This is a genomic window from Nocardiopsis alborubida (genome assembly GCF_012396365.1).
In the GTDB taxonomy this organism is placed as follows: domain Bacteria; phylum Actinomycetota; class Actinomycetes; order Streptosporangiales; family Streptosporangiaceae; genus Nocardiopsis; species Nocardiopsis alborubida.
This window is the reverse complement of sequence record NZ_JAAXPG010000008.1, coordinates 157,368-182,802: the sequence shown is the minus strand read 5'-3', so window position 1 is coordinate 182,802 and position 25,435 is coordinate 157,368. Positions and strand designations below refer to the sequence as shown.

Sequence of the window (25,435 nt, the reverse complement as noted above, 5' to 3'; positions counted from 1 at the left end):
GGTGGCATCGTTTGCGCACGACCACGGGGGGATGACCCAGCACACACTCGACGCCGCGCGCCCGGACACCCACCCGGCGCGGAAGGAGAGAGCCATGCCAGTGCATTCACACCAGAAGAGGTACACGGTGCGCGCATGCGCTGCCGGGCTCGCCGCACTGAGCCTCACCCTGGCCACCGCGTGCGGCGAACCCCCGGGTGAGGAGACCGCCGGGGAGGGCGGCGAGACCGCGGGCCTCGCCGAGGACCCGGCGTTCGTCTGGGCGGTCACCGGGGCCGACCGCGCGATCCACGAGGAGGTCGCGCGCCTGTGGAACGAGAACAACCCCGAGCAGCAGGTCGACATCTTCTTCCTGGCCCCCACCGCCGACGAGCAGCGCCAGGCCATGTTCCAGGACCTGCAGAACCAGGCGGGGGAGTTCGACGTCCTGGGCCTGGACGTCATCTGGACCGGTGAGTTCGCCGAGTACGGCTACGTCGAGAGCCTGGAGGACCTGCGCGGCGAGGTCGAGGGCGTCAGCCTGGAGGGAGCCGTCGACAGCTCCCAGTGGCAGCAGGAGCTGTACGCACTGCCCTACTCCTCCAACGGCGCGTTCCTCTACTACCGCACCGACCTCATCGAGGAGCCGCCCACGACCTGGGACGAGCTCTACGAGACCGGCATGGCGGCCGCCGAGGAGGAGGGCATCTCCGCCTACGTCGGCCAGGGCGACCAGTACGAGGGCTTCGTCGTCAACTACCTGGAGATGTACTGGTCCGCGGGCGGCCAGCTCTTCGACGACGCCCAGGAGCAGAGCACCTTCCTGGAGGGCGACGCCGCCACCACGGCCCTGGACTTCATGACCGAGGCCTACGAGAGCGGGTTCTACGCCGACGGCTTCGACACCATGGTCGAGGACGACGCGCGCGCCCTGTTCCAGGCGGGCGAGGCCGTCTACATGCGCAACTGGCCCTACGCCATCCCGCTCCTGGCGGGAGAGGGGGACGAGGAGAGCGCGGTCACGGACGACTTCGCGGTCGCCCCGCTTCCCACCTTCAGCGGTGAGGGCACCACCAGCGCGCTGGGCGGGCTCAACAACGCGGTCAGCACGCTGAGCGACAGCAAGGAACTGGCCCGCGAGTTCGTTCTGTGGGCGGCCACCGACCCCGAGGCGCAGGACATCCTGCTCCAGAACAGCCTGCCGCCGACCATGGCGAGCGCCTACGAGAACACCGACGACCCCGACTTCCAGATGCTCGGCGACATCCTCGCCCAGGCCCAGGCCCGCCCGCCGGTGCCCGGTTACAACTCGCTGTCCCTGGCCATGCAGGACAGCCTGCACCCGGCCTTCCGGGGGCAGGAGGAGTCCGACGCGGCCCTGGAGGCGGTCGACCAGGCGGCCAACGACGCGCTTGAGCAAGAGTAGGCCGCATGGCGACGACCCAGACAGTCCGCGTGGGCAGGGGCCTGGGTGAGCGTGCGATGGGGCGGATATTCCTCGCCCCGTCGTTCGCCTTCATGGCCGTGATCGCGCTCTTCCCGGTCTTCTACGCGATCGGGATGAGCCTCTACCAGATCCGGGGGTTCCGCCAGGAGTTCACCGGAGTCGACAACTACGTCCGGGTCCTGACCGACTCGGGCTTCTTCAACGCCGTCTGGAACACCCTGGTGTTCACGGTCGCGTCGGTGTCGCTGGAGTTCCTCGTCGGGATGGCCTTCGCGCTGATCATGCACCAGGCCTTCTTCGGGCGGGGCCTGACCCGCGCGGTCATCCTGATCCCGTGGGTCATCCCGACCGCCGTGGCCGCGCAGGTGTGGCGGTTCATGTTCGACCCCAACCCGGGCTTCGTGAACGCCGTCCTCGGCACGGACATCAACTGGCTGCGCGACCCGGTCTGGTCGATGGTCGGCATCATCAGCGCCGACGTGTGGAAGACCGCGCCGTTCGTGGCCCTGCTGCTGCTGGCGGGCCTCCAGACCATCCCGAAGGACTACTACGAGGCGGCCAGGGTGGACGGGGCCAACGCGCTCCAGCGGTTCTGGAACATCACCCTGCCGCTGCTGCGCCCGTCGATCGTCGTGGCCCTGCTGTTCCGCACGGTGGACGCCCTGCGCATGTTCGACTTCGCGTACGTGTTCACCGGCTACTCGAACTCGCTGGCCACCCTGTCGGTCTACGCGCAGCGCTACCTGGTCCGGGACCCGGACCTGGGCTACGCCAACGCGTTGTCCACGGTCACGTTCGTCATCGTCATGCTCGTCGGCCTGGCCTTCATCAGCCGGATGGGTCGCCACATGATCGGTGAGGCGCCGCGGAAGGAGAAGCGATGACGGCCGAGACGGTGAGGCCGAGCGGGTCGGTGCACAAGCCGCGCCGACGCGTCCACCCGGCGGTGGGCAACACCCTCAAGCTGCTCGGGCTGGCCGTGGTGCTGCTGTGGTGCCTGTTCCCGTTCCTGTGGATGGGCATGACCAGCCTGCGGTCGGGGTCGGCGGCGATCACCGACCCGAACATCCTCCAGGGACCCTTCGACCTCAGCAACTACCGGGAGATCTTCAACCAGGGCTTCCAGTTCGCGCTGCGCAACTCGCTGATCGTGGCGACGGTGACCACGCTGATCTGCATCCCGGTGGCCTCGCTGGCGGGCTACGCCCTGGCCCGGCTGCCGCTGGCGGGCAAGTTCGCGATCCTGGCCGCCACCCTGGTCGCGACCCTGTTCCCGCCGGTGGCGCTGGTCAACCCGCTCTACCAGATGTACCTCCAGCTCAACGAGTGGACCGGGATCAACCTGCTCAACTCCTTCGCTGGCATGATCATCCCGTACGTGGCGCTGACCCTGCCGCTGGCCGTCTTCATCCTCACCACGTTCTTCGCGGGCATCCCGAAGGAGATCGAGGAGTCGGCGAAGGTGGACGGGGCCACCCCGTTCCAGGCCTTCCTGCGCGTGGTGGCGCCGCTGGCGGCGCCGGGCGTGGGCGCTGCGGCCATCCTGACCTTCGTGTACTCCACCAACGAGTTCCTGCTGGCCTTCTCCTTCGCCCCGAACGACCTGAACGTGCAGACGGTCCCGGTCTTCGTGGCGACCTTCCAGCGGGTCGGCTACGAGAACCCGATCGGGCAGATCATGGCCGCGTCGGTCCTGGTGTCGGTCCCGCTGATCATCTTCGCCCTGCTCCTGCAACGCAGGATCGTGGCGGGCCTGACCTCCGGAGCCGTCAAGGGCTGACACCGCGGTCGGAGGGACCGGAAGCAAACGGACCGGTCCCGGGGGCGCACGCCGCCTCCGGGGCCGGGTCCCTCTTCAGGGTCGCGTCCGCCGGGTCCGGGCCCGGCGCCGCCAGCAGCCCCCGGCCGGTGCGGTAGAGCTCCACCAACAGCGGCCGCAGCAGCAGCCCGCGGGCGGTGAGCGTGTACGTCGTGCGGACCGGGAACCCGGCGGTCTCCCGGCGCTCGGCCAGCCCCAGGTCCACCAGGGTCCGCAGCCGGTCGGAGAGCACCTTGTCGCTCAGCCCGGGCAGCGCCCGGCGCAGCCCACCGTAGGAGCGCGGGCCGTGCATCAGCTCGCGCAGCACCAGGGTCGTCCAGCGCCCCGAGACGGCGCCCAGTGCGGCCTCCACCGGGCAGGCCGCCGAGGGCTCGCGGGTCTCGCCCGCGGCGTCGGGCACCAGTTCGCGGTCCCAGGGGCCGCTTTCCCCTTGGTGAGCCGCGGGGGCGTCTGCTTGGCTGTGGCCATGAGCGATCGAAGCACGGAGCATGGTGACATTCTGCCCCTGACGACCGAGGCGGCGCAGCACCCCCACGTGTTCGCCAGCGCCTTCAACTCCGGCGACCCCGACCAGCTGGAGAGGGTCTACGAGGAGGGCGGCATCCTCGTCCTGGACCCCGCCCGCCCCCTGACCGGAACGGAGCGGCGCGACGCCAACGCGCGCCTGATGGGCCTGGGCGTGCCCATCAGAGTCATCCCCCGGCGGACGCACGTGGCGGACGACATCGCCTTCCTCATCGTGGACTGGGCGATCCGGGGGACCGGCCCGGACGGCACCGAGGTCGACATCCGGGGGACCGCGACCGACGTGGCCCGGCGGGGCGCGGACGGGCTGTGGCGCTACGTCGTCGACAACCCGTTCGGCACCGCCGAGTCCCCGGCCGCCTCCTGAGCGGCGGACGGCCGTCCTCTTGCGCCGGGGCCCATGAGACCGGGCCCCGGCGCGTGGTCTCCGCCCTCGTCCGCACGCGGGCGGCGCCTCCGGGACCGGCCGTGGGTCAGCGGCGCACGACGTCGCTCCCGTCCAGGTCCGCCGCGTCCTTGCCCATCAGCTCGGCGGTGATCTGCAGCTCGGCCAGCGTCGCGCGCAGCACGTGCTCCACGCCCGCGGCGCCGCCCACGGCCAGCCCGTACACCCACGGACGCCCCAGCAGCACCGCCCTGGCGCCCAGCGCCATCGCCACGGCCACGTCGGCACCCGAGCGCACACCCGAGTCGAACAGCACCGTGGCGCGGTCGCCGACCGCGTCCACCACCTCGGGCAGGGCGTCCAGCGCCGCCACGGCGTTGTCGATCTGCCGCCCGCCGTGGTTGCTGACCACGATCCCGTCCACGCCCGCCGACACCAGGTCGGCTGCCTCGTCCCCGCGCACGACTCCCTTGACCAGCACCGGCAGGTCCGTCCACCGGCGGATGCGGGCGATGTTGTCGGTGCTCAGGGACCTGCTGGCGAACGCGCCCAGGAAGTGGAACACCGCCTCGGTGAACACCCCGCCCGGTTCCGGGTCGGCCTTGAGCCGGGACCGGAACTCGGGGTCGCTGAAGTAGTTCGCCGTGCCCTGGCTGCGCAGGAACGGCAGGTGGCCCAGAGCCAGGTCGCGGGGCCGCCACCCCAGTCGCTTGGTGTCGGCGGTGACGACGACCGCCTCCGCCCCCGCCGCCGTCGCCCGCCGCACGAACGACTCCGCCAGCGCGTCGTCGCTGGGCCAGTACAGCTGGTACCACCAGGAGCCGGCCGCCTCGGCCACCCGCTCCATCGGGGTGGAAGCGGCCGTGGACAGCACCATCGGCACGCCCAGGGCGTTGGCGCCCTCGGCCACGGCGAGCTCGGCCTCCTCGTGCACCTGCTCCAGGACGCCGATCGGCGCGGTCAGCAACGGTGTGGCGTACTCCCTGCCGAACAGGGTGACCCCCAGCCCCCCGGACTCCCCGGCTCCCGGCCGCAGGCTGCGCGGGCGCAGCGCGTAGCGGGCGAACGCGTCCACGTTGGCGCGGGCGGTGCGCTCCCGCCCTGCGCCGCCCTCCACGTAGCCGAACGGCCCCGGCTCCATGGCCCTCTCGGCCAGGTCGCGCAGGTCCTCGTGGTGGTAGGGCAGCTCGGGCAGGCGGCCGTTGGTCGCGTCGGCGTAGACGCCGTCCTGGTACTGGGCGAAGTCGGTCATGGATCCCTCGCTGGCGCCGCGGCGCCGGGTACGGGCACCGCGGGGCACGGCGCACGGGACGAAAAGGAGGCGGACCGGACCGCGGGGAGCGGTGCCCCCGCGGCCGTGGCCGTCGAACCGTTCGCGCCGTCCGGTTCTGGCCGGATGCTACCGCGCGCTCACGTGACCGGGGTCACCCGGTCCGCCTCCGTCCGGTCGCCGTCGGGGTCCGGAGCCCCGGATCCGGCGATGTGCAGTGCCGCGATCAACTCCCGGTACAGCTCGTCCCGGTCCATCAGCTCCCGGTGCGTGCCCCTGGCCCGCACCCGTCCGTCCTCCATCAGCACGATGGTGTCGGCGTGGATCACGGTGGACAGCCGGTGCGCGATGGTCACCACGGCCGCCCGGGCGGCGTGGGCGCGCACGCTCTCGGTGATGGCGGCCTCGGTGATCGCGTCCACCTGCGAGGTGGCCTCGTCCAGCAGCAGCACGTCCGGCGAGCGCAGCAGAGCGCGGGCCAGGGCGATGCGCTGGCGCTGGCCCCCGGAGAAGGACGTGGCGTCCAGCGGGGTGTCCAACCCCTCCTCCAGGGCGTCGACCTTGTCGGCCAGCCGCACCTGGCCCAGGACCCGGCGCACCTCCTCCTCGGTGGCGTCGGGGTGGCTGAACAGCAGGTTCTCCCGGATGGTGCCGGGGATGACCGGGGTGTCCTGCTCCACATAGGCGAAGCGGCCGCGCACCTGGCCCGGGGTGAGCTCCCGGTAGGGGGTCCCCTCCAGGAACAGCTGCCCCTCCTCGGGTTCGAGGAAGCGCAGCAGCAGCGAGAACACGGTGGTCTTGCCCGCGCCCGAGGGCCCCACGATCGCGGTGTGCCCGCGCCGGGGGACGGCCAGGTCCACTCCGTCCAGGGCGGACTCGGCGCCGGGCGCGTACCGGGCGGTGACCCCGCGCAGTTCCAGCAGCGCGCCCCCGCGCTCTGCGTGCGCGAGGCCGTCCGCGCCCTCACGCACGGCGTCGTCCGCGGGGACGGCCGGCGCGGGCGCCGCCTCGGAGGAGGGTTCGAGCGGGATGGCCTCCACCTCACGGATGCGCCTGGCCGCGGCGACACCCGACTGGAGGGTGGTGACGCTCTGGGACAGCTCCATGACCGGGGTCATCAGGGTGAACGCGTAGAGCAGGAAGGCGATGAGGGTGGAGACGTCGATCGCGCCCGAGGACACCCGCAGCGCGCCCACGCCCAGGATGGCGATGATGGCGAGCTGGATCCCGCTGAACGCGATCGTCCAGGCGACCGCCTCGCGCCGCACCGAGCGCATGCCGTGCCGCGCGGACTCCCGGGCGTGTTCGAGGATCTGGCCGCTCAGGCGCTCCTCGGCCCGGCTGACCTTGACCGTGCGGACCGCCCGCAGCGCGCCGTCGAGCATGCCGCCCATCAGGCCCAGGGAGTTCTGCGCCCTCTCCTGCGCCTTGGCCAGGGCGGGCATCAGCGTCAGGAACAGGACGGTGACCACGAGCACCGCGACGAAGGTGACCGTGAGCAGGAACAGGTCCAGCACGCCCATCATGACCAGCGTTCCCACCAGCAGCACGCTGCCGTTGATGAGGCTGATGACGCTGCTGGAGGCGGCCTCGCGCAGGAGGACCGTGTCGGAGGTCGCCCGGGTGACGAGCTCGCCGGAGGAGCGGCGCGACAGCGGGATGAGCGCGGCTCGGAAGTAGCGGCGCACGAGCGAGGTGCGCGCGTCCAGCACCACCTTCTCGGCGACGGTGCCCAGGAGGATCCAGTGCCACAGGCCGGACACCGTGCCCAGCACGAACAGGCCCAGCAGCAGGGAGATCGGCACGAGCAGGCCGCCCCCGCCGGAGACGGTGTCCAGGACGAGCTTGATCACCATCGGGTTGGCGAGTTCGAGCGCCGAGCCGAACAGGGCCAGGACCAGGCCCAGCACCAGCTTGTTCCGGTGCGGGCGCACGAACGACCACAGCACCCGGAGCTGGGCGAACCGGGGTTCGGGCGCGCCCGGGTTCGAGTCGGTATCTACCTTTGATGGATCAGTCATGCTTTGAAGTAGGTCATATGTGACCGATTATTGTCAACCAATTACCGACAAGCCTAGGATGAGGGCATGGTGAAGAGCGCTCCCTCAGACGAAGAGACGAGGACCCGCGCCCGGACCCGGCGCGCGATCCTCGAGGCGGCGGTGAAGGTGCTCGGGGAGAACTCCTCGGCCCCCCTGTCCCAGGTGGCCAGAACCGCGGGTGTGGCGCGCAGTACGCTCCAGCGCTACTTCGCCGAACGCGCCGACCTGGTGTGCGCACTCGGCGAGTACGCCGACGAACTCGTCAACGAGGCCACCGAGCGGGCGCGCACCACCGAGGGCACCGGGCTTGAGGCCTTCCGGCGGCTCGTGCCCGAGTACTTCGGGCTCCAGAAGGTGGTCATGCTGGCCTTCGGGGCCGACGACTCCTGGGACGAACTGCTGGAGGAGGAGTGCGGGGAGGCGGACCGGGCCCTGTTCGCCCTGGTCGAACGCGGCCACGCCGACGGCAGCATCGACCCCAGGATCACGCCGATCTGGGCGCAGCAGCTCCTGTGGTCGGGGCTCTACGCGGCCTGGGCCTACGTGAGCGTCAGCCGCACGCCCGCCTACGAGGCCCTCAACCTGTGCGTGCACTCGCTGGTCAAGGCCGTCGCGAACCCCGACGCGAACGGCGCGGGCGCCTGAATCGGGACTGCGCGCGAAGGGCCCGCCGGGCGGGCGCGGCGGCTACAGGTACAGGCCGGTGCCGTGCTCGGGGGCCTCGTTGGCGACGGCGTGCACGTCGCGCTCGCGCAGGATCACGTAGCGCTCGCCGTTCAGTTCGACCTCGCCCTGCTCCTCGGGGTCGAAGAGCACCCGGTCCCCGGTCTTCACGTGGCGGGCGCTGGTTCCGGCGCCGACGACCTCTCCCCACGCGAGCCTGGTCGCCAGCTTGACCGTGTCCGGGATGACCAGTCCGGCGCTGCTGCGCCGCTCGGTCCTGTCCGGGACCGTCCTCACCAGCAGGCGGTCGTGGAGCATCTGGATCTCAAGCTTTGATTCGGGCACCACTCCAGGGTATTCGGCGCGGAAACCGGCCACCGCACGTCCATCCACAGGCCCTGACGTCGCAACCCACTCCCAACCTCCGGTACAGTAATTCCATCGCCGAGCGGGGGAACCGCCCGGCATACAAGGGGCTATGGCGCAGTTGGTAGCGCGCCTCCATGGCATGGAGGAGGTCTGGGGTTCGAATCCCCATAGCTCCACGGACTCGGGACGATCCTGCTCGGCGGCCTTCGGCCGCCTCGCCGGGTCGTCCTTCGTGTTTCCCGGGGGGGGCGACCCCCGGACCCCCGAGACGACCCCGCGGCCCGGGTCGCGCTGATCGCCGGGGCAGATGAGGCACTTCCTCGCAACGCGGGGCTTCGCCCCACGGGTTGTGGTGGGTGCGCCCGAGATCTGTGTTCGAGGCCGGTACGGAAGGTGGACGGGGTCCACCGACCGCGCGGGCCTGTTCCTTCGGGGAAGACCCCTGGTGCGCCGTTCGTGCGGCTGCGCTCCGTCACCCCGGCGGCGGTACCGGTCAGGGAGTCGGAGGAGGGCTGGCCCGACCGTCCACGAAGGCGAGGAGGTCCGGGTCGCCGGAGACCAGGCGCTCCACCTCCTCGCCCCCGTCGCACCGGCACAGGGCCACCGTCACCTCGGAGGCGGTCCGCCCCACCACCCGCCACACGGCGCCGTGGTCCTCCCAGCGGACCAGGGTGTCGACCGGGTTCTGTCGTGGTCTGTCGCTCATGTCCTCTCATGTGCCCGTTCGGGGGCCGTTGAAGAGGATTCCGGTGCGTGCGGTCGGGCTGCGTCCCGGGCGTTCCGGAACGCCTGCGGGGCACCGGAGGCGCGGGGGCGTGTGGGGTGGCCGACACCGCGGCTGGTCATCCCACCCTCGCACGTCCGATAGAATCGAACCGTCGCCGCAAGGCACACGGGGCTATGGCGCAGTTGGTAGCGCGCCTCCATGGCATGGAGGAGGTCTGGGGTTCGAATCCCCATAGCTCCACATCGAGGCCCGCGTGGTCGGTGGACCTGGTCCGCCTTCCCCGCGGGCCTGTTTCCTTTGGGGGATACCCCCTAGACCCTCCAGGCCCCCGGCGCACCGCTCGGCCTTCGCGCTTCGCGGCGCGCCCCTGGCCGTGGGGCTGCTGCCCGCGATGCTCTCCGGGGCAGACCCCGAACCCCCGAGGCGCTCCCCCTGTGGCCGGGGCCGCGGGATCATTCCGCGGGGATGGTGAACGGCGTGCCGGTGAGCTCCTCGGAGAGGGCCCACAGGCGGTCGCCGGCCCCGGGATCCGTGCTCGCTGCGGGGGGCTGTACGGGTTCCGGCCTGCCGACCACCAGACGTGAGGGTCCGTAGTACCCGCCGCCGACGCCCTCGGGGTCGAGCGCCGCGCGGACGACCGGCCAGGCGCCCCGGTGCTTGCCCTGGACGAACGCGGAGGCGAGCGAGTACAGCGCGCGAGTCACCCCGGAGGACCCGTTGACCCCCTCGCGGCGGGGCGACAGTTGGTCTAGGGCGGCTCCCGGATGCGCCACGAGCGAAGCGGTGCCGGATCCGGCCGCGCGCAGACGGCGGTCCAGTTCGAAGCCGAAGACCTCGGTCGCCTGCTTGGAGCGGATGTAGGCTCCGCGCCCGCTGTAGTCGTCCGCGCTCATGAGCTGGTCGAGGTCGAACACGCCTTTGCGGGTGACGTAGCTGCCGAGGGACACCACACGGCTGCCCGGCGTCGACAGGAGCGAGGGCAGGGTCCGCGCGATGAGCGCGAAGTGCCCCAGGTGATTGGTCCCCACGGTCAGTTCCAGGCCCTGGGCGGTGGTCCGGCGCAGAGGGCCTGCGGAGATGACGCCCGCGTTCGCCACCAGCACGTCGATCCCTCCTCGGCCGCCGAGGGCCTGCGCCGCCCGGGAGACCGAGTCCAGGTCCGCCAGGTCGAGCGTGACGGCCGACAGGTCCGCGTCGGGGACCAGCGCGCCGATCGACCGCATCGCCGTCTCCAGGCGATCGGCCCGGCGCCCCAGGAGCACCACGTGTGCTCCGGTGGCGGCGAGCTGTTCGGCGACGAAGTAGCCGATCCCGGAGGTCGCTCCGGTCACGGCCATCGTCCTGCCCCGCTGCCTGGGCGGTCGGCGGGGATCCCACGCGGACATGGCCCCCTCCTTTCGCTTCGAGGGTCGAAGTACCTCCCGAGAGGCTATCACTTCGATACTCGAAGCGATTTTTCTCGCTCCGCTCTTGATCCGATGGTGTGCCGCGAGTCATAATCAACGTATCGGTTGATTAACAGGAAAGTTGAATACGCAGATGGCGACCGACCCGTTGAGTCTCACGTTCGCGGCACTGGCCGACCCGACCCGTCGGGCACTGCTGGCGAGGCTCGCCGAGGGTGAGGCCACCGTCAACGAGCTGGCGGAGCCGTTCCCCATCAGCCTCCAGGCGGTCTCCCGGCACCTGAAGGTGCTGGAGCGGGCGGGGCTGGTCAGCCGGGGCCGCGACGCGCAGTGGCGCCCCTGCCGACTGGAGACCGCCCCCCTGGAGGAGGCGACGGGGTGGATCGAGCGCTACCACCGCCAGTGGGAGGACCGCTTCGACCGGCTCGACGCGGAGATCCGCCGAATCCAGCAGACACAGAACACAGGAGAGCAGTCATGAGCGACCTCACGGTGATCGCCGAGCCCGGACAGCACGACATCGTCATCACGCGCAGCTTCGACGCGCCCCGTGACGTGGTGTTCAGGGCCATGACCGATCCCGAGTACCTCGCCCGGTGGTGGGGGCTCAAGGAGAACGAGACCGTCATCGACCGTGCGGACCTGCGCCCGGGCGGCTCCTGGAGGTTCGTCGAGCACGCCCCCGACGGCCGGGAGTACGGCTTCCACGGCGTGGTCCACGACATCGTCGCGCCCGAGCGCTTCGTGCAGACCTTCGAGTTCGAGGGCATGCCCGGGCACGTGTGCCTGGAGACCACCACCCTGGAGGAGCGGGACGGCCGTACCCTCTACACGTCGACCACGGTGTTCCAGAGCGTCGAGGACCGCGACGGCATGGTCGAGTCCGGCATGGAGTACGGCCTGAAGCAGTCCATGGGCGTTCTGGACGAGCTCCTGGCCACGATGGCCTGAGAGCCTCCGGGGAAGGACCGGCCGGGGCCCGGGGACCCGGCCGGTCCGGCCTGTGGACAGCGCCCGCCCTGTCCCTCGCGGCCGGTACTGTCGATCCGTGGCAGATCTCCCCGACGTTCCCACCCTGCTCGACGCGGCCGTCGCCGCCCTGGGCGGCAGCCGCCGCGAGGGCCAGGCGACCATGGCCGGTGCCGTGGCCGAGGCGGTGGACAAGCGCGAACACCTGGTGGTCCAGGCCGGTACCGGCACCGGAAAGTCCCTGGCCTACCTGGTACCCGCGATCAGACACGCGATGGCCAGGGAGAGCACGGTGGTGGTCTCCACCGCCACCATCGCCCTGCAGAACCAGCTCATCGAGCGCGACCTGCCGCGCCTGGCCAAGGCCCTCACACCGATGCTGCCCCGCGAGCCCACGTTCGCCGTGCTCAAGGGCCGCCGCAACTACCTGTGCCGCAACCGGCTCCAGACCGCGGGCGAGGAGGCCGAGGACACCGAGCTGTTCGACCCGCGCCAGCTCTCCTCACTGGGCCGTCAGGTGGCCCGCCTGCACGAGTGGGCCGAGGACACCGTCACCGGCGACCGCGACGAACTCGTCCCCGGCGTCAGCGACCTGGCCTGGCGCCAGGTGTCGGTGGCCGCCAACGAGTGCATGGGCGCCCGCATCTGTCCCTTCGGCCAGGAGTGCTTCGCCGAGTTCGCCCGCGAGGCGACCCAGGGCGTGGACGTGGTGGTCACCAACCACGCCATGCTCTCCATCGACATGTCGCAGGGCTACCACATCCTGCCCGAGCACAACACGATCATGATCGACGAGGCGCACGAACTCGTCGACCGCGCCACCTCCGTGGCCACCGGCGTCCTGGGCGAGCGCACCGTCAACGCCGCGGCCAAGCGCGCCGCCCGCCTGGTCGAACCCGGGATCAGCGAACGCCTGACCGAGTGCGCCGACGGACTCGCCCTGATGTTCACCGAGTCACCCGACGGACGCCTGGACCACATCGACGACGCCCTGGCCAACGCGGTCGCCGCCACCCGCGACGCCGCCTCGGCCTGCGTCACCGCCATCGGTCCCTCACCCGGGGAGCTGGACCCGGACGGCGCCAGCGACCGCCGCCTGGCCCTGGCCGCGCTCGGGGATGTGCACGACACCGCCGTGCGCGTCCTGGAGTCCTTCGAACCCGTCCTGCGCGACCGCACCGAGGTCGTCTGGCTGACCAAGGCCCCCGGGCGCCAACCCGCGCTCCACGTCGCTCCGCTCGGCGTGGGCGGGCTGCTGCGCGAGAAGCTCTTCGGCGACCGCACCGTGGTCCTGACCTCCGCCACCCTCACCCTGGGCGGCTCCTTCACCTCCCTGGCCAACCAGTGGGGGCTGGGCCGGGAGGTGGCCCAGGAGGCCGCCGAACGCGCCGTGGCGGGACGCGGTCCGGAGCCGGACGGGTCCCGGGACGCGGCCGGTTCGGCGAACGCTGCCGGATCCCGGGCCGAGGACGGCCCCGACACCGGCTCCGGAGCCGACGACGACGAGGACGGCCCGCACCGCGCGGCCGGGGAGCCCCGCTGGCGTGCGCTGGACGTCGGCTCGCCCTTCGAGCACTCCCGCCGGGGCATCCTCTACGTGGCCACCCACCTGCCGCCGCCCGGACGCGACGGTCTCGCGCCCGCCTACCTGGACGAGATCAGCGAGCTCATCGAGGCCGCCGACGGCCGTGCGCTGGGTCTGTTCTCCTCCATGCGCGCCGCCCAGCAGGCGGCCGAGGAACTCCGCGAGCGCCTGGACCAGCCGATCCTGTGCCAGGGGGAGGACTCCACCGGTCAGCTGGTGCGCCGCTTCGCCGAGGACGAGCGGTCCTGCCTGTTCGGCACCCTGTCGCTGTGGCAGGGCGTGGACGTGCCCGGCCCCTCGCTGTCCCTGGTGATCGTGGACCGCATCCCCTTCCCCAGGCCCGACGACCCGCTGGCCTCCGCGCGCCAGCGCGCGGTCGCCGCGCACGGGGGCAACGGCTTCCTGTCGGTGGCCGCCACCCACGCCGCTCTGCTGCTCGCCCAGGGCACCGGGCGCCTGCTGCGCTCCACCGAGGACCGGGGGGTCATCGCCGTCCTGGACCCGCGCCTGGCCACGGCCCGCTACGGCGGCTTCCTGCGCGCCTCCCTGCCGCCCTACTGGGGGACCACCGATCCGGCGGTGGCCAGATCGGCACTGCGCCGCCTCGCCGGCCAGCCCGAACCCGCCGCCGGGTAGCGCCGGGGCCGTGCCCTCCCTCCGGCGCCCGCGTCGCGAAAGCGCGGTCCGGGAGCTCGGCCCGGCCTCAGCCGCGGGTGCGGTAGCCGAACAGCCGGACCGCGTACGCGGGGGACCCGTCGTCCTCCGCCTCCTGGATGAACCAGCGGTCGTCGTGCTCGCCCACCAGGAGTTCGTTCCACATCATGTCGATGAGCTTGAGCCGGGAGACCACGGACGCCTCGGGGTCCAGCACGATCGAGTAGGCGCGGTCGGTCAGCCGCTGGGTCACCATGCCCACGGACTGGCCGTCCCAGATGGCCGGGACGGGGGCGTGCCCGACCTCGACCCCGCACAGCCGCAGCTGCTCCACCTCCTCGTCGAGGGCCTCGGCCGCCAGGGCGCCGTCCAGCCGCAGGGCGTCCTCCAGTTCGTCGCGGTCCTCGTCGGCGCGCATGTAGGCGTGGTAGGTGCGGTAGCCACAGGTGCGGCACTTGCGCCAGACGACGCAGCGGGCCAGCCCGTAGGCGGACTGCGCCTCGCCCACACTCTGGTAGTCGCTCACCTCGCGAATCGTGCCGCAGTCGCAGCACAGGGCCGTGAGATCCTGCTTCATCAGAGTCCCCCCTCCGAGGCGAGTATGCGACGGATGAAGCCTGTTAGGGAACCCGTTCGGCGAGGAAGTCGCGGCAAGGACTCGTCATCAATGCCCAAAATGACCCGGTCGCGGGTTTCGGACCATCCCCAACGGCGTGTCGGTGTGGCGAGTCTTACCCTCGCCCAGTACGCCCGCGCGCCCTCACTCGTCCAGCGACAGGCCGCGCTTGTTGCGTGCGCTCCAGTCGCGCATCCGCTGCGGGTAGCCGACGATCTGCACGTCGTAGGCCGGGGCCGCCAGGTTCCTGGCCACCTTGCGGATCACGTCGGGCGAGCCGCACCGGCGGCGGATCCACTCGCCGTCCGTCGCGACCGCGACCGCCGTGGTCTGCGTGGCGAAGGTCTCCGGCTCGACGAAGAACTCCACCCCCACCCGGCTCTTGGCGAAGTCGATCAACGCCTTGATGTCCGAATCCTCGGCTGCCCGGTCGAAACGGGCCTTGCCCTTGCGGTTGGCCTTGCGGAGTCCGAAACGGTCTCGCCATCCCATCGGCGCTCATGTCCCCTTGGTGCAACACGGTGCGGCTCGGCGCGGCTGGATGCTCGGGACCTTGCGGCGGTCCCCGCCGGGCACCACGACCCCCGAGTCTAGCGGGCCGGGACCGCCCCGACAGGACGCGTGATCCCCCGTGCTCCACGGCTTTGCGCGTTTTCCGGACAGCCCTGTCACCGCGCTGCTACGTTCTGTTCTCACGTGGTGCTTACAGGGGGTGCAGACCATGCCGATGTGGACGTGGGCGGGGGAGACCGCACGACGACTCCGGGCGGCCGGGCAGCCGGAGCTGGCCGAGGCGGTCGCGAGCCTGCCCGTGCTCAGCGAGGCCGGGGACCCGGTGCGCGTGGAGGCCGTGGCCCGTTCGGCGCTGCGCACCGCGCGCCGACTGGTCGCGGAGGCGGGCGCGGTCGAGGCCGCGGTCCCGGGGGTCTTCGGACCGCCGACCCTGTTCTTCCTCGCGCACTGGCCCCTGGCCGTGCGTGTGGGGGCCCTGGCCGAGGGCGGGCGCGCGCTCGCCCAGGTGAGCGCGGCGGCCGACGACGAACCCGAGCCCCTGGCCCACGGCCCGCTGCCGGTGTCCCTGCTGGAGACCCTGGTGCGCTGCCACGCCAACGTCGACGCCCGCGGCACCGCCGAGCAGCGCCGCGAACTGCTCTCCACCCGGCGCCTGGTCGGCTGGGAGCGCACCCCCGCCTGGCCCGCCTTCACCCTCGCCCGGGTGAACCTGCTCATCGACGAGGACCTGGCCGACCGGGCCGAGAACGAGCTGCGGCGCTACGAGCACACCGCCACCGGCCCGGCCATGCTCGGTGCCGACGGGGTGTTCGCCCTCGTCAGAGCCCTGCGTCACCAGGACGAGCACGCCCAGGCCCTGGAGGTGCTGGACCGGATGGAGGCGGAGCTGGTCCTGGACGAGGCCAACCCGCGCCGGGCGGCCCTGCACCGCCGCATCCGCTTCGAGCGCGCTCGGCTGCTGTCCTGGCTGGCCCGTCTGGGCCACTGCCCGCCCCAGGAGGCCATCGTCCCGCTGCCCACCGTGGAGGAGGCCGAGGCGTACCCGAGCCTGCGGCCCGCGTGGGTGGAGGCGGTGGAGAACCTGGTGTGCCAGGGCGCGGTGCGCAACGACTGGCGGCTGGGGGTGCGGGTGACCACCTGGTCGCGCTACTTCGAGCGGGTGGGGGCGCCGCGCCGCGGCGCCGAGCTCGCCCTGTCCGCCGCCCGTCTGGCCTCGGTCCGCGGCGCCCGCTGGGTGGCGAGCTGCTCCGCGCAGCGGGCGGAACGGCTCATCGGGGAGCTGGGGCGCACCGGGGAGATCCTGGGCGACCTGGCCGAGGTGCGCGCCATGATCGCGACGATGCCTCCGGTCCGTCCGCTGGCGCCGCCCGAGGACGTGCTGGACTTCCTGCGGGCGCAGCCCGTGGAGGAGGTCGACCCCGAGCAGCAGGCCGAACAGGTCAACGCCGCCCTGGAGAGGATGCCGCACGACACCCCGCTGCTGACCGCGCTCGGCCAGGTCGGCCGGACCCTGATGCTCTCGGACGCGGCGACCGAGCCCCAGTGGCGCCACGTGCGCGAGCAGCCGGGGGACCAGCGCGCGGCGCTGTCGCTGCTGGAGACCCTCCTGCACGACAACGACACCGTCGGGGTGCGCACCCTCGTGAGCACCCTCGCCGCCGGTGCGCTGGACGGTCCCGTGCGGGTCGGACCGGCCGGGCAGGGGACCCTGGCGCCCCACCTCTGACGGGCGGGTCGCGGGCGACTCCGCCAGTGGACGGGCCGGAACCCTTGCCGGTGTGAAGTAGGGGTTCTGACCTGCGATGACCGTGTACCTGTAGTGAGATTCGACGGCCCAGACCCGCCGTAAGTACAAGAACACGGTGCGGGGGAGCGCGCTGGACCACGTCGGGGAGCGCCCTCACACGGTCGCCGCACCCACCCCGGACGCGAGGGAACGTCCCGCCGGGTAGGACAGCGCGGCGGCGGGCAGCCGGGAGGGTCGGCCGCTGGCCAGCACCCGTACCCGTCCCGGCGCGGCGCCCACGGGCGTCTCGCCGATCCGGCGAAGGGCCTGCGCCGCGACCGCTCCGGCGGCGGTGAACAGCTCCGCCCGCCCGCCCAGGGCCGCGGAGATCCGTCCGCCCACCAGGTCGTAGTGCGTGCACCCGAGCACCACGCCGTGCACGTCGCCGGGGGTCAACTCGGCGGCGTAGGCCACCGCGTCGTCGATCAGCCGCGGGTCGGCCGACTCCACCGCCTCGGCCAGCCCCGCGCAGGCCACCGCGGTCACCTCCACGCCGCGGGCGAAGGTCTCGATGAGCTGGCGCTGGTAGCCGCTGCGCGTGGTCGCGGCGGTGGACCACACCGCGATAGGCCCTCCGGCCGCGGCCGCGGGCTTGATGGCGGGTACCGTCCCGATCACCGGGACATCCGGCTCGAACTCGGCGCGCAGCTCGGCCAGCACGTGCACCGAGGCGGTGTTGCACGGCACCACCACGGCGTCCAGCGCCGCGTCCCCGGCGGCCTCCCTGGCGGCCCGGGCCCCGGCCAGGGCGCGCGCGATGATCTCGTCCGGGGTACGCGGACCCCAGGGCATGTGATCGGGGTCCATCGACAGGAACAGGTCGGCGTCCGGCCGTGCCACACGCAGGGCCGCCGCGGTCGAGAGCATGCCGATACCGGAGTCAACGAGAGCGATACGCACGAATCCCGATCCTACGACCACCTCCGCACCGCACCGGCGGGACACCGCCCGGCGGGGTCGTATCCGCCCGTGGCGACCGTGCCCCGGACACAACCCCAGGCAGGACAACTGAGGGGAAGACACGGAACAAATGGGGTGGCACAAGGTCGTTACCGGTAGGTAGAACTGAGTGGATCGGCCGTCCCAGCCGCCCGGCGGCCATGGCCGATCCGGCACGCGAGTGCGTGTCGCCGACACCGGAACGGGAACTGGGATGACTCCTCAACAGCAGGGCACGGGCAGCGCCACCTCCGCACGGACGGGGCTCGCCGAGCACATAGCGGCGGTCCAGAGACTGCGCCGCGACTACCGGGCCCTGCCCCCGGGAGCGCCGGTGCGCCTGGCCAAGCCCACATCCAACCTCTTCCGGTTCCGTGAGCCCACCGGCGCACCGGCCCTGGACGTGTCCGCCTTCACCGGCGTCATCGCCATCGACCCCGTCGAACGGCTCGCCGACGTCGGCGGCATGACCACCTACGAGGACCTCGTCGCCGCCACCCTGCCGCACGGCCTCATGCCGACGGTCGTCCCCCAGCTGCGCACCATCACCCTCGGCGGCGCCGTCACCGGCATGGGCATCGAGTCCTCCTCCTTCCGCAACGGCCTGCCGCACGAGGCCGTCCAGGAGATGGAGATCCTCACCGGAGACGGCGACGTCGTCACCGCCACCAGGGACAACGAGTACAGCGACCTCTTCCACGGCTTCCCCAACTCCTACGGGACCCTGGGCTACAGCCTGCGCCTGCGCGTGGAGCTCGAACCGGTCTCCCCGTACGTGCACCTGCGCCACCTGCGCTTCCACAAGGCCGCCGAGGCCATGGACGCCCTCGCCCTGATCTGCGCCGACCGCGAGCACGGGGGCCAGCCGGTCGACTTCGTGGACGGGGTCGCCTTCGGCCCCGACGAGCTGTACCTGACCCTGGCCCGCTTCACCGACCAGGCCCCCTGGACCAGCGACTACACCGGCCGGGAGGTCTACTACCAGTCCATCCAGCGCTACGCGGGCAGCGGACCCGGCGACTACCTCACCATCGCCGACTACCTGTGGCGCTGGGACACGGACTGGTTCTGGTGCTCCCGTGCCTTCGGCACCCAGCACCCGCTGGTGCGCCCCCTGTGGCCGCGCTCCCTCAAACGCTCCGACGTCTACCGCAGGCTGGTCGCCTGGGACCGGCGCACCGACTTCTCCCGCCTCCTCAACCACTACCGGGGCCGGCGGCCCCAGGAACCCCTCATCCAGGACATCGAGGTGGGCGTCGAACGCGGCGCGGAGTTCCTCGACACCTACCACGCCGAGATCGGCATGACCCCCGTGTGGATGTGCCCCCTCCGGCTCCGCGAGCCCCGGCGGCCCGGTCAGGGCGAGGACGAGCACGTGTGGCCGCTCTACCCCCTGGAGCACGACCGCCTCTACGTGAACTTCGGCTTCTGGGGTCTGGTCGACATGAAGCCGGGGCAGCGCCGGGCCCACCACAACCGCCTCGTCGAGGAGACGGTGGCCGACCTGGGCGGCCACAAGTCCCTGTACTCGGACTCCTTCTACGGCGAGGAGGAGTTCTGGCGCCTGTACAACGGCACCGCCTACGCCGGGCTCAAGGAGGCCTACGACCCCGAGGGACGGCTGCTCGACCTGTACGCCAAGTGCGTACGCAACCGCTGACGGCACGAGACCACCGGGACGCGACCCGAGGGGACGGGCACGCAACCGGCAAGAGGGCAAGAGGGCAAGAGGGAAGGACAGAGCAATGCGGCTCGCTGAGATCTTCGAACGCGTCGTCGGACCCGACGCACCCATCCGGTTCACCGCCTACGACGGCAGCGGCGCGGGGGACCCCGACAGCGACGTGGCCCTGCACGTGCGGACCCCGGTCGCGGTGAACTACCTGGCGCAGTCCCCCAACGCCGTCGGCCTGGCCCGGGCCTACGTCTCCGGCCACCTGGAGCTGGAGGGGGACATGTACACCGCCCTCAGACGCATGGCGGACTTCGTCTTCGCCGACGGGTTCAGGGTCTCGGTGCGCGACGCGGTCGAGATCGCGCGGTCGGTGGGCTGGGTCAAGTTCGTCAACCGGGTCGCCCCGCCCCCGCAGGAGATGCGCCAGGGCCGCCTCAGCGGGCTGGGCTGGCGCCACTCCAAGCAGCGCGACGCCGAGGTCATCCACCACCACTACGACGTCTCCAACGCCTTCTACGAGATGGTCCTGGGCCCGTCGATGACCTACACCTGCGCCGTCTTCGACGACGAGGACGGGGCCCGGGACCGGGTCGGCCGCTCCGACGGGGCCCTGGAGAGCGCCCAGTTCCGCAAGTACGAACTGATCTCGCGCAAGCTCGGTCTGGAACCCGGCATGCGTCTGCTCGACGTGGGCTGCGGCTGGGGCGGCATGGTCATGCACGCCGCCCGCGAACACGGGGTCCGCGCGCTCGGCGTCACCCTGTCCAAGGAGCAGGCCGAGTGGGCGGCCAAGAGGATCGCCCAGGAGGGGCTGTCCGAGCTGGCCGAGGTCCGCCACATGGACTACCGCGACGTCCCCGACGGCAGCTACGACCGGATCAGCTCCATCGGACTGACCGAGCACGTGGGGGCGGACAACCTGGACTCCTACTTCGCCTCGCTCAACGACAAGCTCGTGCCCGGCGGGCGGCTGCTCAACCACTGCATCACCCGGCCGCGCAACGACCTCCCGTCCCTGAACCGTGGGGGCGTCATCAACCGCTACGTCTTCCCCGACGGGGAGTTGGAGGGCCCCGGCCGGATCCAGACCGCCATGAACGACGCCGGTTTCGAGATCCGCCACCAGGAGAACCTGCGCGAGCACTACGCCCTGACCCTGCGCCACTGGGGCGCCAACCTGGACCGCAACTGGGACGAGGCCGTCGCCGAGGTCGGCCGGGGCACCGCCCGGGTCTGGCGGCTCTACATGGCCGGATGCGTGCTCGGCTTCGAGCGCGACGTGGTGCAGCTGCACCAGATCCTGGGCGTCAAATTGGACGGCACCGAGGCGCACGTGCCGCTGCGCCCCTGGTTCTGACCGGTCGACCCACCCCCTCCCTGTTCGCCGGGGGAGGAGCCTCGGCCTGTCAGGGGACCGGCGGGCCCGCTTCGCGGCATCATGGACCCGGGGCGTGTCCGCCGGACGTACGACCCGCCGCTTGATCGGCGGGGTCCAGACGGACACACCCCGGCCGCACACCCACCAGAAGGGACCACGACGTGTCCTCATCCTCCGACGGCAGCACCGACGGGACCACGCCCGCACCCGACGCGTCCGACCACGTCAAGCGGACCGCGATCGACCTGATCGCGGCCTACGCGGACCGCAACCGGCAGGAGCTCGACGCGGTCGTCCCGCGCGCCTCCGACGACGTCGAGGCCGTCACGTCCGAGCTCAAGGTCATCGCCGCCTTCCTCGGCCGCCGCGTGCAGCAGACCGGTGTGGTCTGGAAGCCCGCCGACTCCCGCGAGGCCGTCGCCCGCATGGTCGCCGAGATGCTCCCGCCCGAACTGGAGTTCGCCGTCTCCACCGCGTGGGAGGCCCACTCGGTCGGCGAGGAGGAGACCGCGGAGCGCTTCACCCGGGGCGACCCCATGGTCTACGTGCACATGCTCGCCGCCTTCGGCGCGGCCATCGGCCTGGCCGTGTACAAGCGCGCCGAACTCCTGTCCGTCCTGCGCCAGGTCACCGGACTGTCCGAGTAAGGGCATGTGACCAAGGGACACACGGGCCCGAAGGGGCCCGTGGGACACGCCGTGCCGGCCGCGACACTCCGGACATGCCCTGCCCCCTAACGGCTCAGACACAAAAGGCAGTGGTTTACTTCACTCCACGCGGTTCTTTACGTAGGTTTCCTACCAACCCTCAGGGGACCCTCGAAAGGAACGGGAGGCGTGCCGATGGCCCGCAGACGAACCCACAAGTACGTTCCGCTCCCCGCCGCTGTCACGGCGCTGGTCCTGGCCGCGACGGCGTGCGGGAGCGGAGGAGGCGGGGCCTCCGGCTCCGACGGCCTCCTGGTCTGGATCATGCAGGGCACCAACCCCGACGAGACGGGGTTCTTCGAGGCAGCCAACGCCGCGTTCACCGAGGAGACCGGCATCGAGGTCGACGTCGAGTTCGTGCCCTGGCAGGACGCCCAGAACAAGATCTCCACCGCCATCGCGGGCGGCACCATGCCCGACGTCGCCGAACTCGGCAACACCTTCACGCCCGGGTTCGCCGACGCCGGAGCCCTGCACGACCTGTCCGGCTACGACATCGACACCTCCCAGTACATCCCCGGCCTGATGGAGATGGGCCAACTCGGCGAGGGCGTCTACGGCGTCCCCTGGTACGCCTCCATCCGCTCCGTCGTCTACCGCAGCGACGTCTTCGAGGAGCACGGCCTGGAGGTCCCCGAGAACTGGGAGGAGCTGCGCGAGACCGCCCTGGCCCTGTCCGAGGCCGAGGAGGACATGATCGCCTTCCCCGTCCCGGGCGACGCCCAGTACTCGGTCATGCCGTGGATCTGGGGCGGCGGCGGGGAGATCGCCGTCGAGCAGTCCGACGGCACCTGGGTCTCGGAGATCGACAGCGAGGAGGCCCGCGCCGGGGTCGGCTTCTTCACCGACCTGGCCCTGGAGGACGGCACCTCCACCACCGGCGCCGTCAACTGGAACGAGATCGCCGTCATGGAGGCCGTCGCCGACGAGGAGGCGGCCATGGCCATCCTCGGCAGCGCCAACCCCAAGGCCATCCTGGAGGCCAACCCCGACCTGGAGGGCAGGCTCGGCTCCTTCACCCTGCCCGGCCAGGACGGCGGGTACATGCCCTCCTTCGCGGGCGGCTCCCTGCTGTCGGTCTTCGAGGGCACCGGCCAGGAGGAGGCCGCCTGGCAGTACGTCCAGCACCTGACCGGCGAGGAGTTCGCCATGCGCTGGTCCGAGGAGACCGGCTTCTTCCCGGGCGTGGTCGACCGGGTCGACGCCTTCTCCGCCTCCGCCGACCCCATCCTGGAGCCCTTCGCCGTCCAGCTCAACGAGGCCAGCCGGGGCGTGCCCGTCACCCCCGCGTGGACCCAGGTCGAGGCCGAGAAGGTCCTGGTCGGCATGCAGCAGGACATCCTCAACGGCGAGGCCACCGTGGAGGAGGCCACCGAGAACGCGGCCAACGAGATCGAGCGCATCCTCAACGGGGGGTAGAGACGTGCGAACACCGGTCGGGTTGGGCACCGCCAGCAGCGAGCCGGGGCCGAAGGCCCGCCGCTCCGCCGAGCCGTCACCGCGACGGCCCCGGCCGCGGCGGGCACCGCTCCTGGGCCAGCGCGGACGCAGGGCGCTCCTGCCCTGGGTGCTGCTCGCCCCCGCGCTGACGGTCATCGGGCTGCTGCTGTTGCTCCCGCTCGGCCGGATCGTGTGGCTGTCCTTCCGCGAGTACCAGCTGCGCAACCTCGTCTCGGGCGAGTCCGACTTCATCGGACTCGCCAACTACGCCGCCCTGCTCACCGACCCCTACCTGTGGCGGGTCGCCCTGCTCAACACGGTGGCCTTCGCGGTGGTCGCGGTGGTCACCACCATCGTCGTGGGCACGCTGGTGGCGCTGCTGCTGGCCACACTGCGCCCGGTGCCCCGGATCATCGTGGTCTCCTGCATCATGGTCGCCTGGGCCATGCCCGCGGTCAGCGGCACCTACGTGTGGATCTGGATCTTCGACGTCGACAGCGGCGTCGTCTCCCAGGCCCTGACCTCCCTGGGCCTGCTGGAGCCCTCCGGGTACAACTGGTTCTCCGACCGGCTGTTCTTCTACGCCATCGTCACGCTCAACGTGGTGCACGGGGGCTTCCCGTTCGTGGCGGTCACGGTCCTGGCCGGACTGCTCACGGTCCCCGGCGAGCTGCACGAGGCGGCGCGCATCGACGGCGCGGGCGCCTGGAAGCGCTTCTGGAACGTCACGTTCCCGGTGCTGCGCCCGGTGTTCGCCGTGGTCACCGTGCTCTCCACCATCTGGGACTTCAAGGTGTTCGCGCAGATCTACCTCATGCCCGGCGGTGACGTGGGCGGCTCGGAGATGCTCAACCTGGGCGTGTGGTCCTACGTGCGCTCCTTCGGCCACAACGACTACGGTCTGGGCTCGGCCATCGCCGTGCTGCTCACGCTGCTGCTCCTGGTGATCACCGTGTTCTACCTGCGCGCGCTCTTCCGAGAGGACGAGCTCCGATGAGCACGGCGGCCCTCGCGGTCCGCTCAGCCGGCGGGGCCGTGGACCCCCGCCACCAGCTTGTCGCGGACGCGGCGCCAGTCGACCGAGGCCAGGGAGCGCCGGTCGAGGTCCTCGCGCACCGCGCCCATGGTCCGCAGGTCGTACTCGTCCAGCGGACGCCCGTCGTCGTTGTCCCGGTTGACCAGGTTCTCGACGTAGGCGTGCAGCAGCCGCCCGCTGGAGTCGCGCAGGGCGTGCCGGACGGCGCGGTCGCGGAAGCGCGCGTCATGGGGGATCCAGCTGATGACGACCTCGGTGGGGGAGGGCCCGGCGGAAGAGCGCACGGTGCTACGCCACCGTCTCCGGCGACCCTGTCGACACGGCCATCACTCCTCCTCCGCCGGGGTGCGAAGGACGTCCCGCCCCGGACAGTCGAGCAGTCTAACGGCCCCGCCCGAGCCCGGAACAACCGGATTCGGACCTCCGGTCACCGCTGAGGAAGGAACGCCCGTGGTCACGCGCACAGAGGCACCCGCCGCCGACACCGACTGGGAGGGCCGCGTCCGCGACGCCCGCCGCAGGGGTGACGTCCGGCGGACGGGACGGTTCCTGGCCAAGTCCGCCGGGGTGGCCGTCCTGCTGCTGTTCACGCTCTTCCCCGTCTACTTCATGCTCATCAGCGCGTTCTCGGACCGGGCCACATCGGGGGCCGGGGCACTGCTGCCCGCCGGGCTGTCCCTGGACAACTTCGTCTACGTGCTCACCGAGGCCAGGTTCGGCCAGTACATGCTCAACTCGCTCACGGTCGCCTGCATCACCGTGGCCGGAGCGTGCGTGCTGTCTCTGCTGGCCGCCGTGGCGGTGGCCCGCTTCCGGTTCCGCTTCCGCACCGCGGTGCTGGTGATGATCCTCATCGTGCAGATGGTGCCGCTGGAGGCGCTGGTCATCCCGCTCTTCCTCCAGGTGCGCGACCTCCAGCTGCTCAACACCATGCTCGGCCTCGGCGTGGTCTACGTGGCGCTGTCCCTGCCGTTGGCGGTGTGGATGATGCGCGGCTTCGTGGCCGCCGTGCCCGTGGAGGTGGAGGAGGCCGCCTACATCGACGGGGCCTCCTGGGGCCAGATGTTCTGGAGGGTGCTGTTCCCGCTGGTGGCGCCCGGCCTGGTGGCCACGGCCATCTTCTCGTTCATCGTGGCGTGGAACGAGTTCGTGCTGGCGCTGACCTTCATGACCCAGAGCGAGAACTACACGGTGGCGGTCGGCCTGCGCCAGTTCTTCGGCCAGTACGCCAACGACTGGGGGCACGTGATGGCGGCCTCCACTCTCATCACCATCCCGGTCATGGTCTTCTTCGTCCTCGTGCAGCGCTTCCTGGTCTCCGGGCTCGTCCAGGGAGCCGTCAAGGGGTGAGGGCGGGCCGGTTACCCGGGGGCGGGCGTCCACGGGGTTCTGGATGCGCTGGAGGTGGGACCGCGAGCAGGACCGCTCCGTAGGCGTCGGTTGAGGGCGGCGGGGGCGACGGGTGGGCACGAGCCGTCTCACCGGAGGCACCGCTGTGCTTGCTC

General features: G+C 71.6%; 25 protein-coding genes and 2 tRNA genes. 17 read left to right on the top strand and 10 right to left on the bottom strand.

The window, feature by feature from the left end; genetic code table 11:
- Nucleotides 1-94 precede the first annotated feature (94 nt).
- Genes HGB44_RS10915 through HGB44_RS10905 form a run of 3 tightly spaced genes read left to right on the top strand, consistent with a single transcriptional unit; the run spans nucleotide 95 to nucleotide 3,206 of the window.
- Nucleotides 95-1,405, top strand: coding sequence for an ABC transporter substrate-binding protein (locus tag HGB44_RS10915; protein ID WP_210751449.1), 1,311 nt, complete (start codon nucleotides 95-97; stop codon nucleotides 1,403-1,405).
- A 56-nt stretch (nucleotides 1,406-1,461) separates the two neighbouring features.
- Nucleotides 1,462-2,310, top strand: coding sequence for a carbohydrate ABC transporter permease (locus HGB44_RS10910; protein ID WP_017568469.1), 849 nt, complete (start codon nucleotides 1,462-1,464; stop codon nucleotides 2,308-2,310).
- Nucleotides 2,307-3,206, top strand: coding sequence for a carbohydrate ABC transporter permease (locus HGB44_RS10905; protein ID WP_061078881.1), 900 nt, complete (start codon nucleotides 2,307-2,309; stop codon nucleotides 3,204-3,206). The genes HGB44_RS10910 and HGB44_RS10905 overlap by 4 nt, the downstream gene beginning before the upstream one ends.
- Here HGB44_RS10905 and HGB44_RS10900 read toward each other — a convergent pair.
- Entirely contained in the window at nucleotides 3,196-3,735 is a 540-nt protein-coding gene (locus tag HGB44_RS10900) for a winged helix-turn-helix transcriptional regulator (RefSeq protein ID WP_082768212.1), read from the bottom strand. The two genes, HGB44_RS10905 and HGB44_RS10900, sit on opposite strands and share 11 nt — an antisense overlap.
- On the opposite strand from HGB44_RS10900, the gene HGB44_RS10895 reads away from it, so the two are divergent.
- Nucleotides 3,712-4,137: a YybH family protein gene (locus HGB44_RS10895; RefSeq protein WP_061078883.1), complete on the top strand. Its 426-nt coding sequence runs from the start codon at nucleotides 3,712-3,714 to the stop codon at nucleotides 4,135-4,137. The genes HGB44_RS10900 and HGB44_RS10895 overlap by 24 nt on opposite strands.
- A gap of 106 nt (nucleotides 4,138-4,243) precedes the next feature.
- Here HGB44_RS10895 and HGB44_RS10890 read toward each other — a convergent pair whose 3' ends face one another.
- Together HGB44_RS10890 and HGB44_RS10885 are read right to left on the bottom strand one after the other, a co-directional pair.
- On the bottom strand, nucleotides 4,244-5,407 hold the full coding sequence (locus tag HGB44_RS10890; RefSeq protein ID WP_061078884.1) for an alpha-hydroxy-acid oxidizing protein: 1,164 nt from the start codon (nucleotides 5,405-5,407) through the stop codon (nucleotides 4,244-4,246).
- Between the two features lie 158 nt (nucleotides 5,408-5,565).
- Nucleotides 5,566-7,374 carry an ABC transporter ATP-binding protein gene (locus HGB44_RS10885; protein ID WP_061078885.1) on the bottom strand — a complete coding sequence of 603 codons (1,809 nt, stop codon included), beginning with the start codon at nucleotides 7,372-7,374 and terminating at the stop codon, nucleotides 5,566-5,568.
- Between the two features lie 138 nt (nucleotides 7,375-7,512).
- On the opposite strand from HGB44_RS10885, the gene HGB44_RS10880 reads away from it, so the two are divergent.
- Nucleotides 7,513-8,112 carry a TetR/AcrR family transcriptional regulator gene (locus HGB44_RS10880; RefSeq protein ID WP_061078886.1) on the top strand — a complete coding sequence of 200 codons (600 nt, stop codon included), beginning with the start codon at nucleotides 7,513-7,515 and terminating at the stop codon, nucleotides 8,110-8,112.
- Nucleotides 8,113-8,154: 42 nt separating this feature from the next.
- Here the strand turns inward: HGB44_RS10880 and HGB44_RS10875 are convergent, their stop codons facing one another.
- Nucleotides 8,155-8,448, bottom strand: a complete 294-nt coding sequence (locus tag HGB44_RS10875) for a GroES family chaperonin (RefSeq protein WP_061078887.1) — start codon at nucleotides 8,446-8,448, stop codon at nucleotides 8,155-8,157.
- A 154-nt stretch (nucleotides 8,449-8,602) separates the two neighbouring features.
- Here HGB44_RS10875 and HGB44_RS10870 point away from each other — a divergent pair.
- Nucleotides 8,603-8,675, top strand: a tRNA-Ala gene (locus tag HGB44_RS10870).
- Nucleotides 8,676-8,992: 317 nt separating this feature from the next.
- Here the strand turns inward: HGB44_RS10870 and HGB44_RS10865 are convergent.
- Complete coding sequence (locus tag HGB44_RS10865; protein WP_061078888.1) at nucleotides 8,993-9,205, bottom strand: hypothetical protein; 213 nt, start codon at nucleotides 9,203-9,205, stop codon at nucleotides 8,993-8,995.
- Between the two features lie 188 nt (nucleotides 9,206-9,393).
- Between HGB44_RS10865 and HGB44_RS10860 the strand changes: the two genes are divergently transcribed.
- Nucleotides 9,394-9,466: transfer RNA gene (locus tag HGB44_RS10860), tRNA-Ala, on the top strand.
- A gap of 212 nt (nucleotides 9,467-9,678) precedes the next feature.
- Here the strand turns inward: HGB44_RS10860 and HGB44_RS10855 are convergent.
- Entirely contained in the window at nucleotides 9,679-10,611 is a 933-nt protein-coding gene (locus tag HGB44_RS10855) for an SDR family NAD(P)-dependent oxidoreductase (protein ID WP_061078889.1), read from the bottom strand.
- A gap of 154 nt (nucleotides 10,612-10,765) precedes the next feature.
- Between HGB44_RS10855 and HGB44_RS10850 the strand changes: the two genes are divergently transcribed.
- The 3 genes from HGB44_RS10850 (at nucleotide 10,766) to HGB44_RS10840 (ending at nucleotide 13,822) form a co-directional block, all read left to right on the top strand.
- Nucleotides 10,766-11,113 carry an ArsR/SmtB family transcription factor gene (locus HGB44_RS10850; protein ID WP_061078890.1) on the top strand — a complete coding sequence of 116 codons (348 nt, stop codon included), beginning with the start codon at nucleotides 10,766-10,768 and terminating at the stop codon, nucleotides 11,111-11,113.
- Nucleotides 11,110-11,583, top strand: coding sequence for an SRPBCC family protein (locus HGB44_RS10845; protein WP_061078891.1), 474 nt, complete (start codon nucleotides 11,110-11,112; stop codon nucleotides 11,581-11,583). Before HGB44_RS10850 ends, HGB44_RS10845 begins: the two co-directional genes overlap by 4 nt.
- Nucleotides 11,584-11,680: 97 nt before the next feature.
- Nucleotides 11,681-13,822 carry an ATP-dependent DNA helicase gene (locus HGB44_RS10840; protein ID WP_061078892.1) on the top strand — a complete coding sequence of 714 codons (2,142 nt, stop codon included), beginning with the start codon at nucleotides 11,681-11,683 and terminating at the stop codon, nucleotides 13,820-13,822.
- Between the two features lie 67 nt (nucleotides 13,823-13,889).
- Here HGB44_RS10840 and HGB44_RS10835 read toward each other — a convergent pair whose 3' ends face one another.
- The gene (locus tag HGB44_RS10835) at nucleotides 13,890-14,417 is read right to left on the bottom strand and encodes a DUF6315 family protein (RefSeq protein ID WP_013154357.1); all 528 of its coding nucleotides are present in this window, start codon (nucleotides 14,415-14,417) and stop codon (nucleotides 13,890-13,892) included.
- Between the two features lie 183 nt (nucleotides 14,418-14,600).
- Nucleotides 14,601-14,948 (bottom strand): hypothetical protein, encoded by a 348-nt coding sequence (locus HGB44_RS10830; protein ID WP_061078893.1) that lies wholly within the window; start codon nucleotides 14,946-14,948, stop codon nucleotides 14,601-14,603.
- Nucleotides 14,949-15,177: 229 nt separating this feature from the next.
- Here HGB44_RS10830 and HGB44_RS10825 point away from each other — a divergent pair, with 229 nt between their 5' ends.
- Nucleotides 15,178-16,695, top strand: a complete 1,518-nt coding sequence (locus tag HGB44_RS10825; protein WP_061079001.1) for a hypothetical protein — start codon at nucleotides 15,178-15,180, stop codon at nucleotides 16,693-16,695.
- Nucleotides 16,696-16,869: 174 nt separating this feature from the next.
- Here HGB44_RS10825 and HGB44_RS10820 read toward each other — a convergent pair whose 3' ends face one another.
- On the bottom strand, nucleotides 16,870-17,655 hold the full coding sequence (locus HGB44_RS10820; RefSeq protein WP_231972263.1) for a glutamate racemase: 786 nt from the start codon (nucleotides 17,653-17,655) through the stop codon (nucleotides 16,870-16,872).
- 253 nt (nucleotides 17,656-17,908) lie between these two features.
- On the opposite strand from HGB44_RS10820, the gene HGB44_RS10815 reads away from it, so the two are divergent.
- The 5 genes from HGB44_RS10815 to HGB44_RS10795 all read left to right on the top strand — a co-directional run bounded on the left by HGB44_RS10815 (nucleotide 17,909) and on the right by HGB44_RS10795 (nucleotide 23,891).
- Nucleotides 17,909-19,354 (top strand): FAD-binding oxidoreductase, encoded by a 1,446-nt coding sequence (locus tag HGB44_RS10815; RefSeq protein ID WP_061078895.1) that lies wholly within the window; start codon nucleotides 17,909-17,911, stop codon nucleotides 19,352-19,354.
- A gap of 85 nt (nucleotides 19,355-19,439) precedes the next feature.
- Nucleotides 19,440-20,726, top strand: coding sequence for an SAM-dependent methyltransferase (locus HGB44_RS10810; RefSeq protein WP_061078896.1), 1,287 nt, complete (start codon nucleotides 19,440-19,442; stop codon nucleotides 20,724-20,726).
- A 182-nt stretch (nucleotides 20,727-20,908) separates the two neighbouring features.
- Entirely contained in the window at nucleotides 20,909-21,394 is a 486-nt protein-coding gene (locus tag HGB44_RS10805) for a hypothetical protein (RefSeq protein ID WP_061078897.1), read from the top strand.
- 195 nt (nucleotides 21,395-21,589) lie between these two features.
- A complete protein-coding gene (locus HGB44_RS10800) occupies nucleotides 21,590-22,873 on the top strand; it encodes a sugar ABC transporter substrate-binding protein (protein ID WP_061078898.1) in 1,284 nt (427 codons plus the stop codon).
- A 112-nt stretch (nucleotides 22,874-22,985) separates the two neighbouring features.
- Entirely contained in the window at nucleotides 22,986-23,891 is a 906-nt protein-coding gene (locus HGB44_RS10795; protein ID WP_168444006.1) for a carbohydrate ABC transporter permease, read from the top strand.
- A 23-nt stretch (nucleotides 23,892-23,914) separates the two neighbouring features.
- Here the strand turns inward: HGB44_RS10795 and HGB44_RS10790 are convergent, their stop codons facing one another.
- The gene (locus HGB44_RS10790; RefSeq protein ID WP_061078900.1) at nucleotides 23,915-24,214 is read right to left on the bottom strand and encodes a hypothetical protein; all 300 of its coding nucleotides are present in this window, start codon (nucleotides 24,212-24,214) and stop codon (nucleotides 23,915-23,917) included.
- A gap of 166 nt (nucleotides 24,215-24,380) precedes the next feature.
- On the opposite strand from HGB44_RS10790, the gene HGB44_RS10785 reads away from it, so the two are divergent.
- Nucleotides 24,381-25,280: a carbohydrate ABC transporter permease gene (locus tag HGB44_RS10785; protein ID WP_061078901.1), complete on the top strand. Its 900-nt coding sequence runs from the start codon at nucleotides 24,381-24,383 to the stop codon at nucleotides 25,278-25,280.
- The last annotated feature ends 155 nt before the right edge of the window (nucleotides 25,281-25,435 follow it).

Coding starts and splice junctions, on each gene's coding strand:
- HGB44_RS10915 (WP_210751449.1), top strand. CDS start 95: ATGCCAGTGCATTCACACCAGAAGAGGTACACGGTGCGCGCATGCGCT.
- HGB44_RS10910 (WP_017568469.1), top strand. CDS start 1,462: ATGGGGCGGATATTCCTCGCCCCGTCGTTCGCCTTCATGGCCGTGATC.
- HGB44_RS10905 (WP_061078881.1), top strand. CDS start 2,307: ATGACGGCCGAGACGGTGAGGCCGAGCGGGTCGGTGCACAAGCCGCGC.
- HGB44_RS10895 (WP_061078883.1), top strand. CDS start 3,712: ATGAGCGATCGAAGCACGGAGCATGGTGACATTCTGCCCCTGACGACC.
- HGB44_RS10900 (WP_082768212.1), bottom strand. CDS start 3,735: ATGCTCCGTGCTTCGATCGCTCATGGCCACAGCCAAGCAGACGCCCCC.
- HGB44_RS10890 (WP_061078884.1), bottom strand. CDS start 5,407: ATGACCGACTTCGCCCAGTACCAGGACGGCGTCTACGCCGACGCGACC.
- HGB44_RS10880 (WP_061078886.1), top strand. CDS start 7,513: ATGGTGAAGAGCGCTCCCTCAGACGAAGAGACGAGGACCCGCGCCCGG.
- HGB44_RS10875 (WP_061078887.1), bottom strand. CDS start 8,448: ATGCTCCACGACCGCCTGCTGGTGAGGACGGTCCCGGACAGGACCGAG.
- HGB44_RS10865 (WP_061078888.1), bottom strand. CDS start 9,205: ATGAGCGACAGACCACGACAGAACCCGGTCGACACCCTGGTCCGCTGG.
- HGB44_RS10855 (WP_061078889.1), bottom strand. CDS start 10,611: ATGTCCGCGTGGGATCCCCGCCGACCGCCCAGGCAGCGGGGCAGGACG.
- HGB44_RS10850 (WP_061078890.1), top strand. CDS start 10,766: ATGGCGACCGACCCGTTGAGTCTCACGTTCGCGGCACTGGCCGACCCG.
- HGB44_RS10845 (WP_061078891.1), top strand. CDS start 11,110: ATGAGCGACCTCACGGTGATCGCCGAGCCCGGACAGCACGACATCGTC.
- HGB44_RS10835 (WP_013154357.1), bottom strand. CDS start 14,417: ATGAAGCAGGATCTCACGGCCCTGTGCTGCGACTGCGGCACGATTCGC.
- HGB44_RS10830 (WP_061078893.1), bottom strand. CDS start 14,948: ATGGGATGGCGAGACCGTTTCGGACTCCGCAAGGCCAACCGCAAGGGC.
- HGB44_RS10825 (WP_061079001.1), top strand. CDS start 15,178: ATGCCGATGTGGACGTGGGCGGGGGAGACCGCACGACGACTCCGGGCG.
- HGB44_RS10815 (WP_061078895.1), top strand. CDS start 17,909: ATGACTCCTCAACAGCAGGGCACGGGCAGCGCCACCTCCGCACGGACG.
- HGB44_RS10810 (WP_061078896.1), top strand. CDS start 19,440: ATGCGGCTCGCTGAGATCTTCGAACGCGTCGTCGGACCCGACGCACCC.
- HGB44_RS10800 (WP_061078898.1), top strand. CDS start 21,590: ATGGCCCGCAGACGAACCCACAAGTACGTTCCGCTCCCCGCCGCTGTC.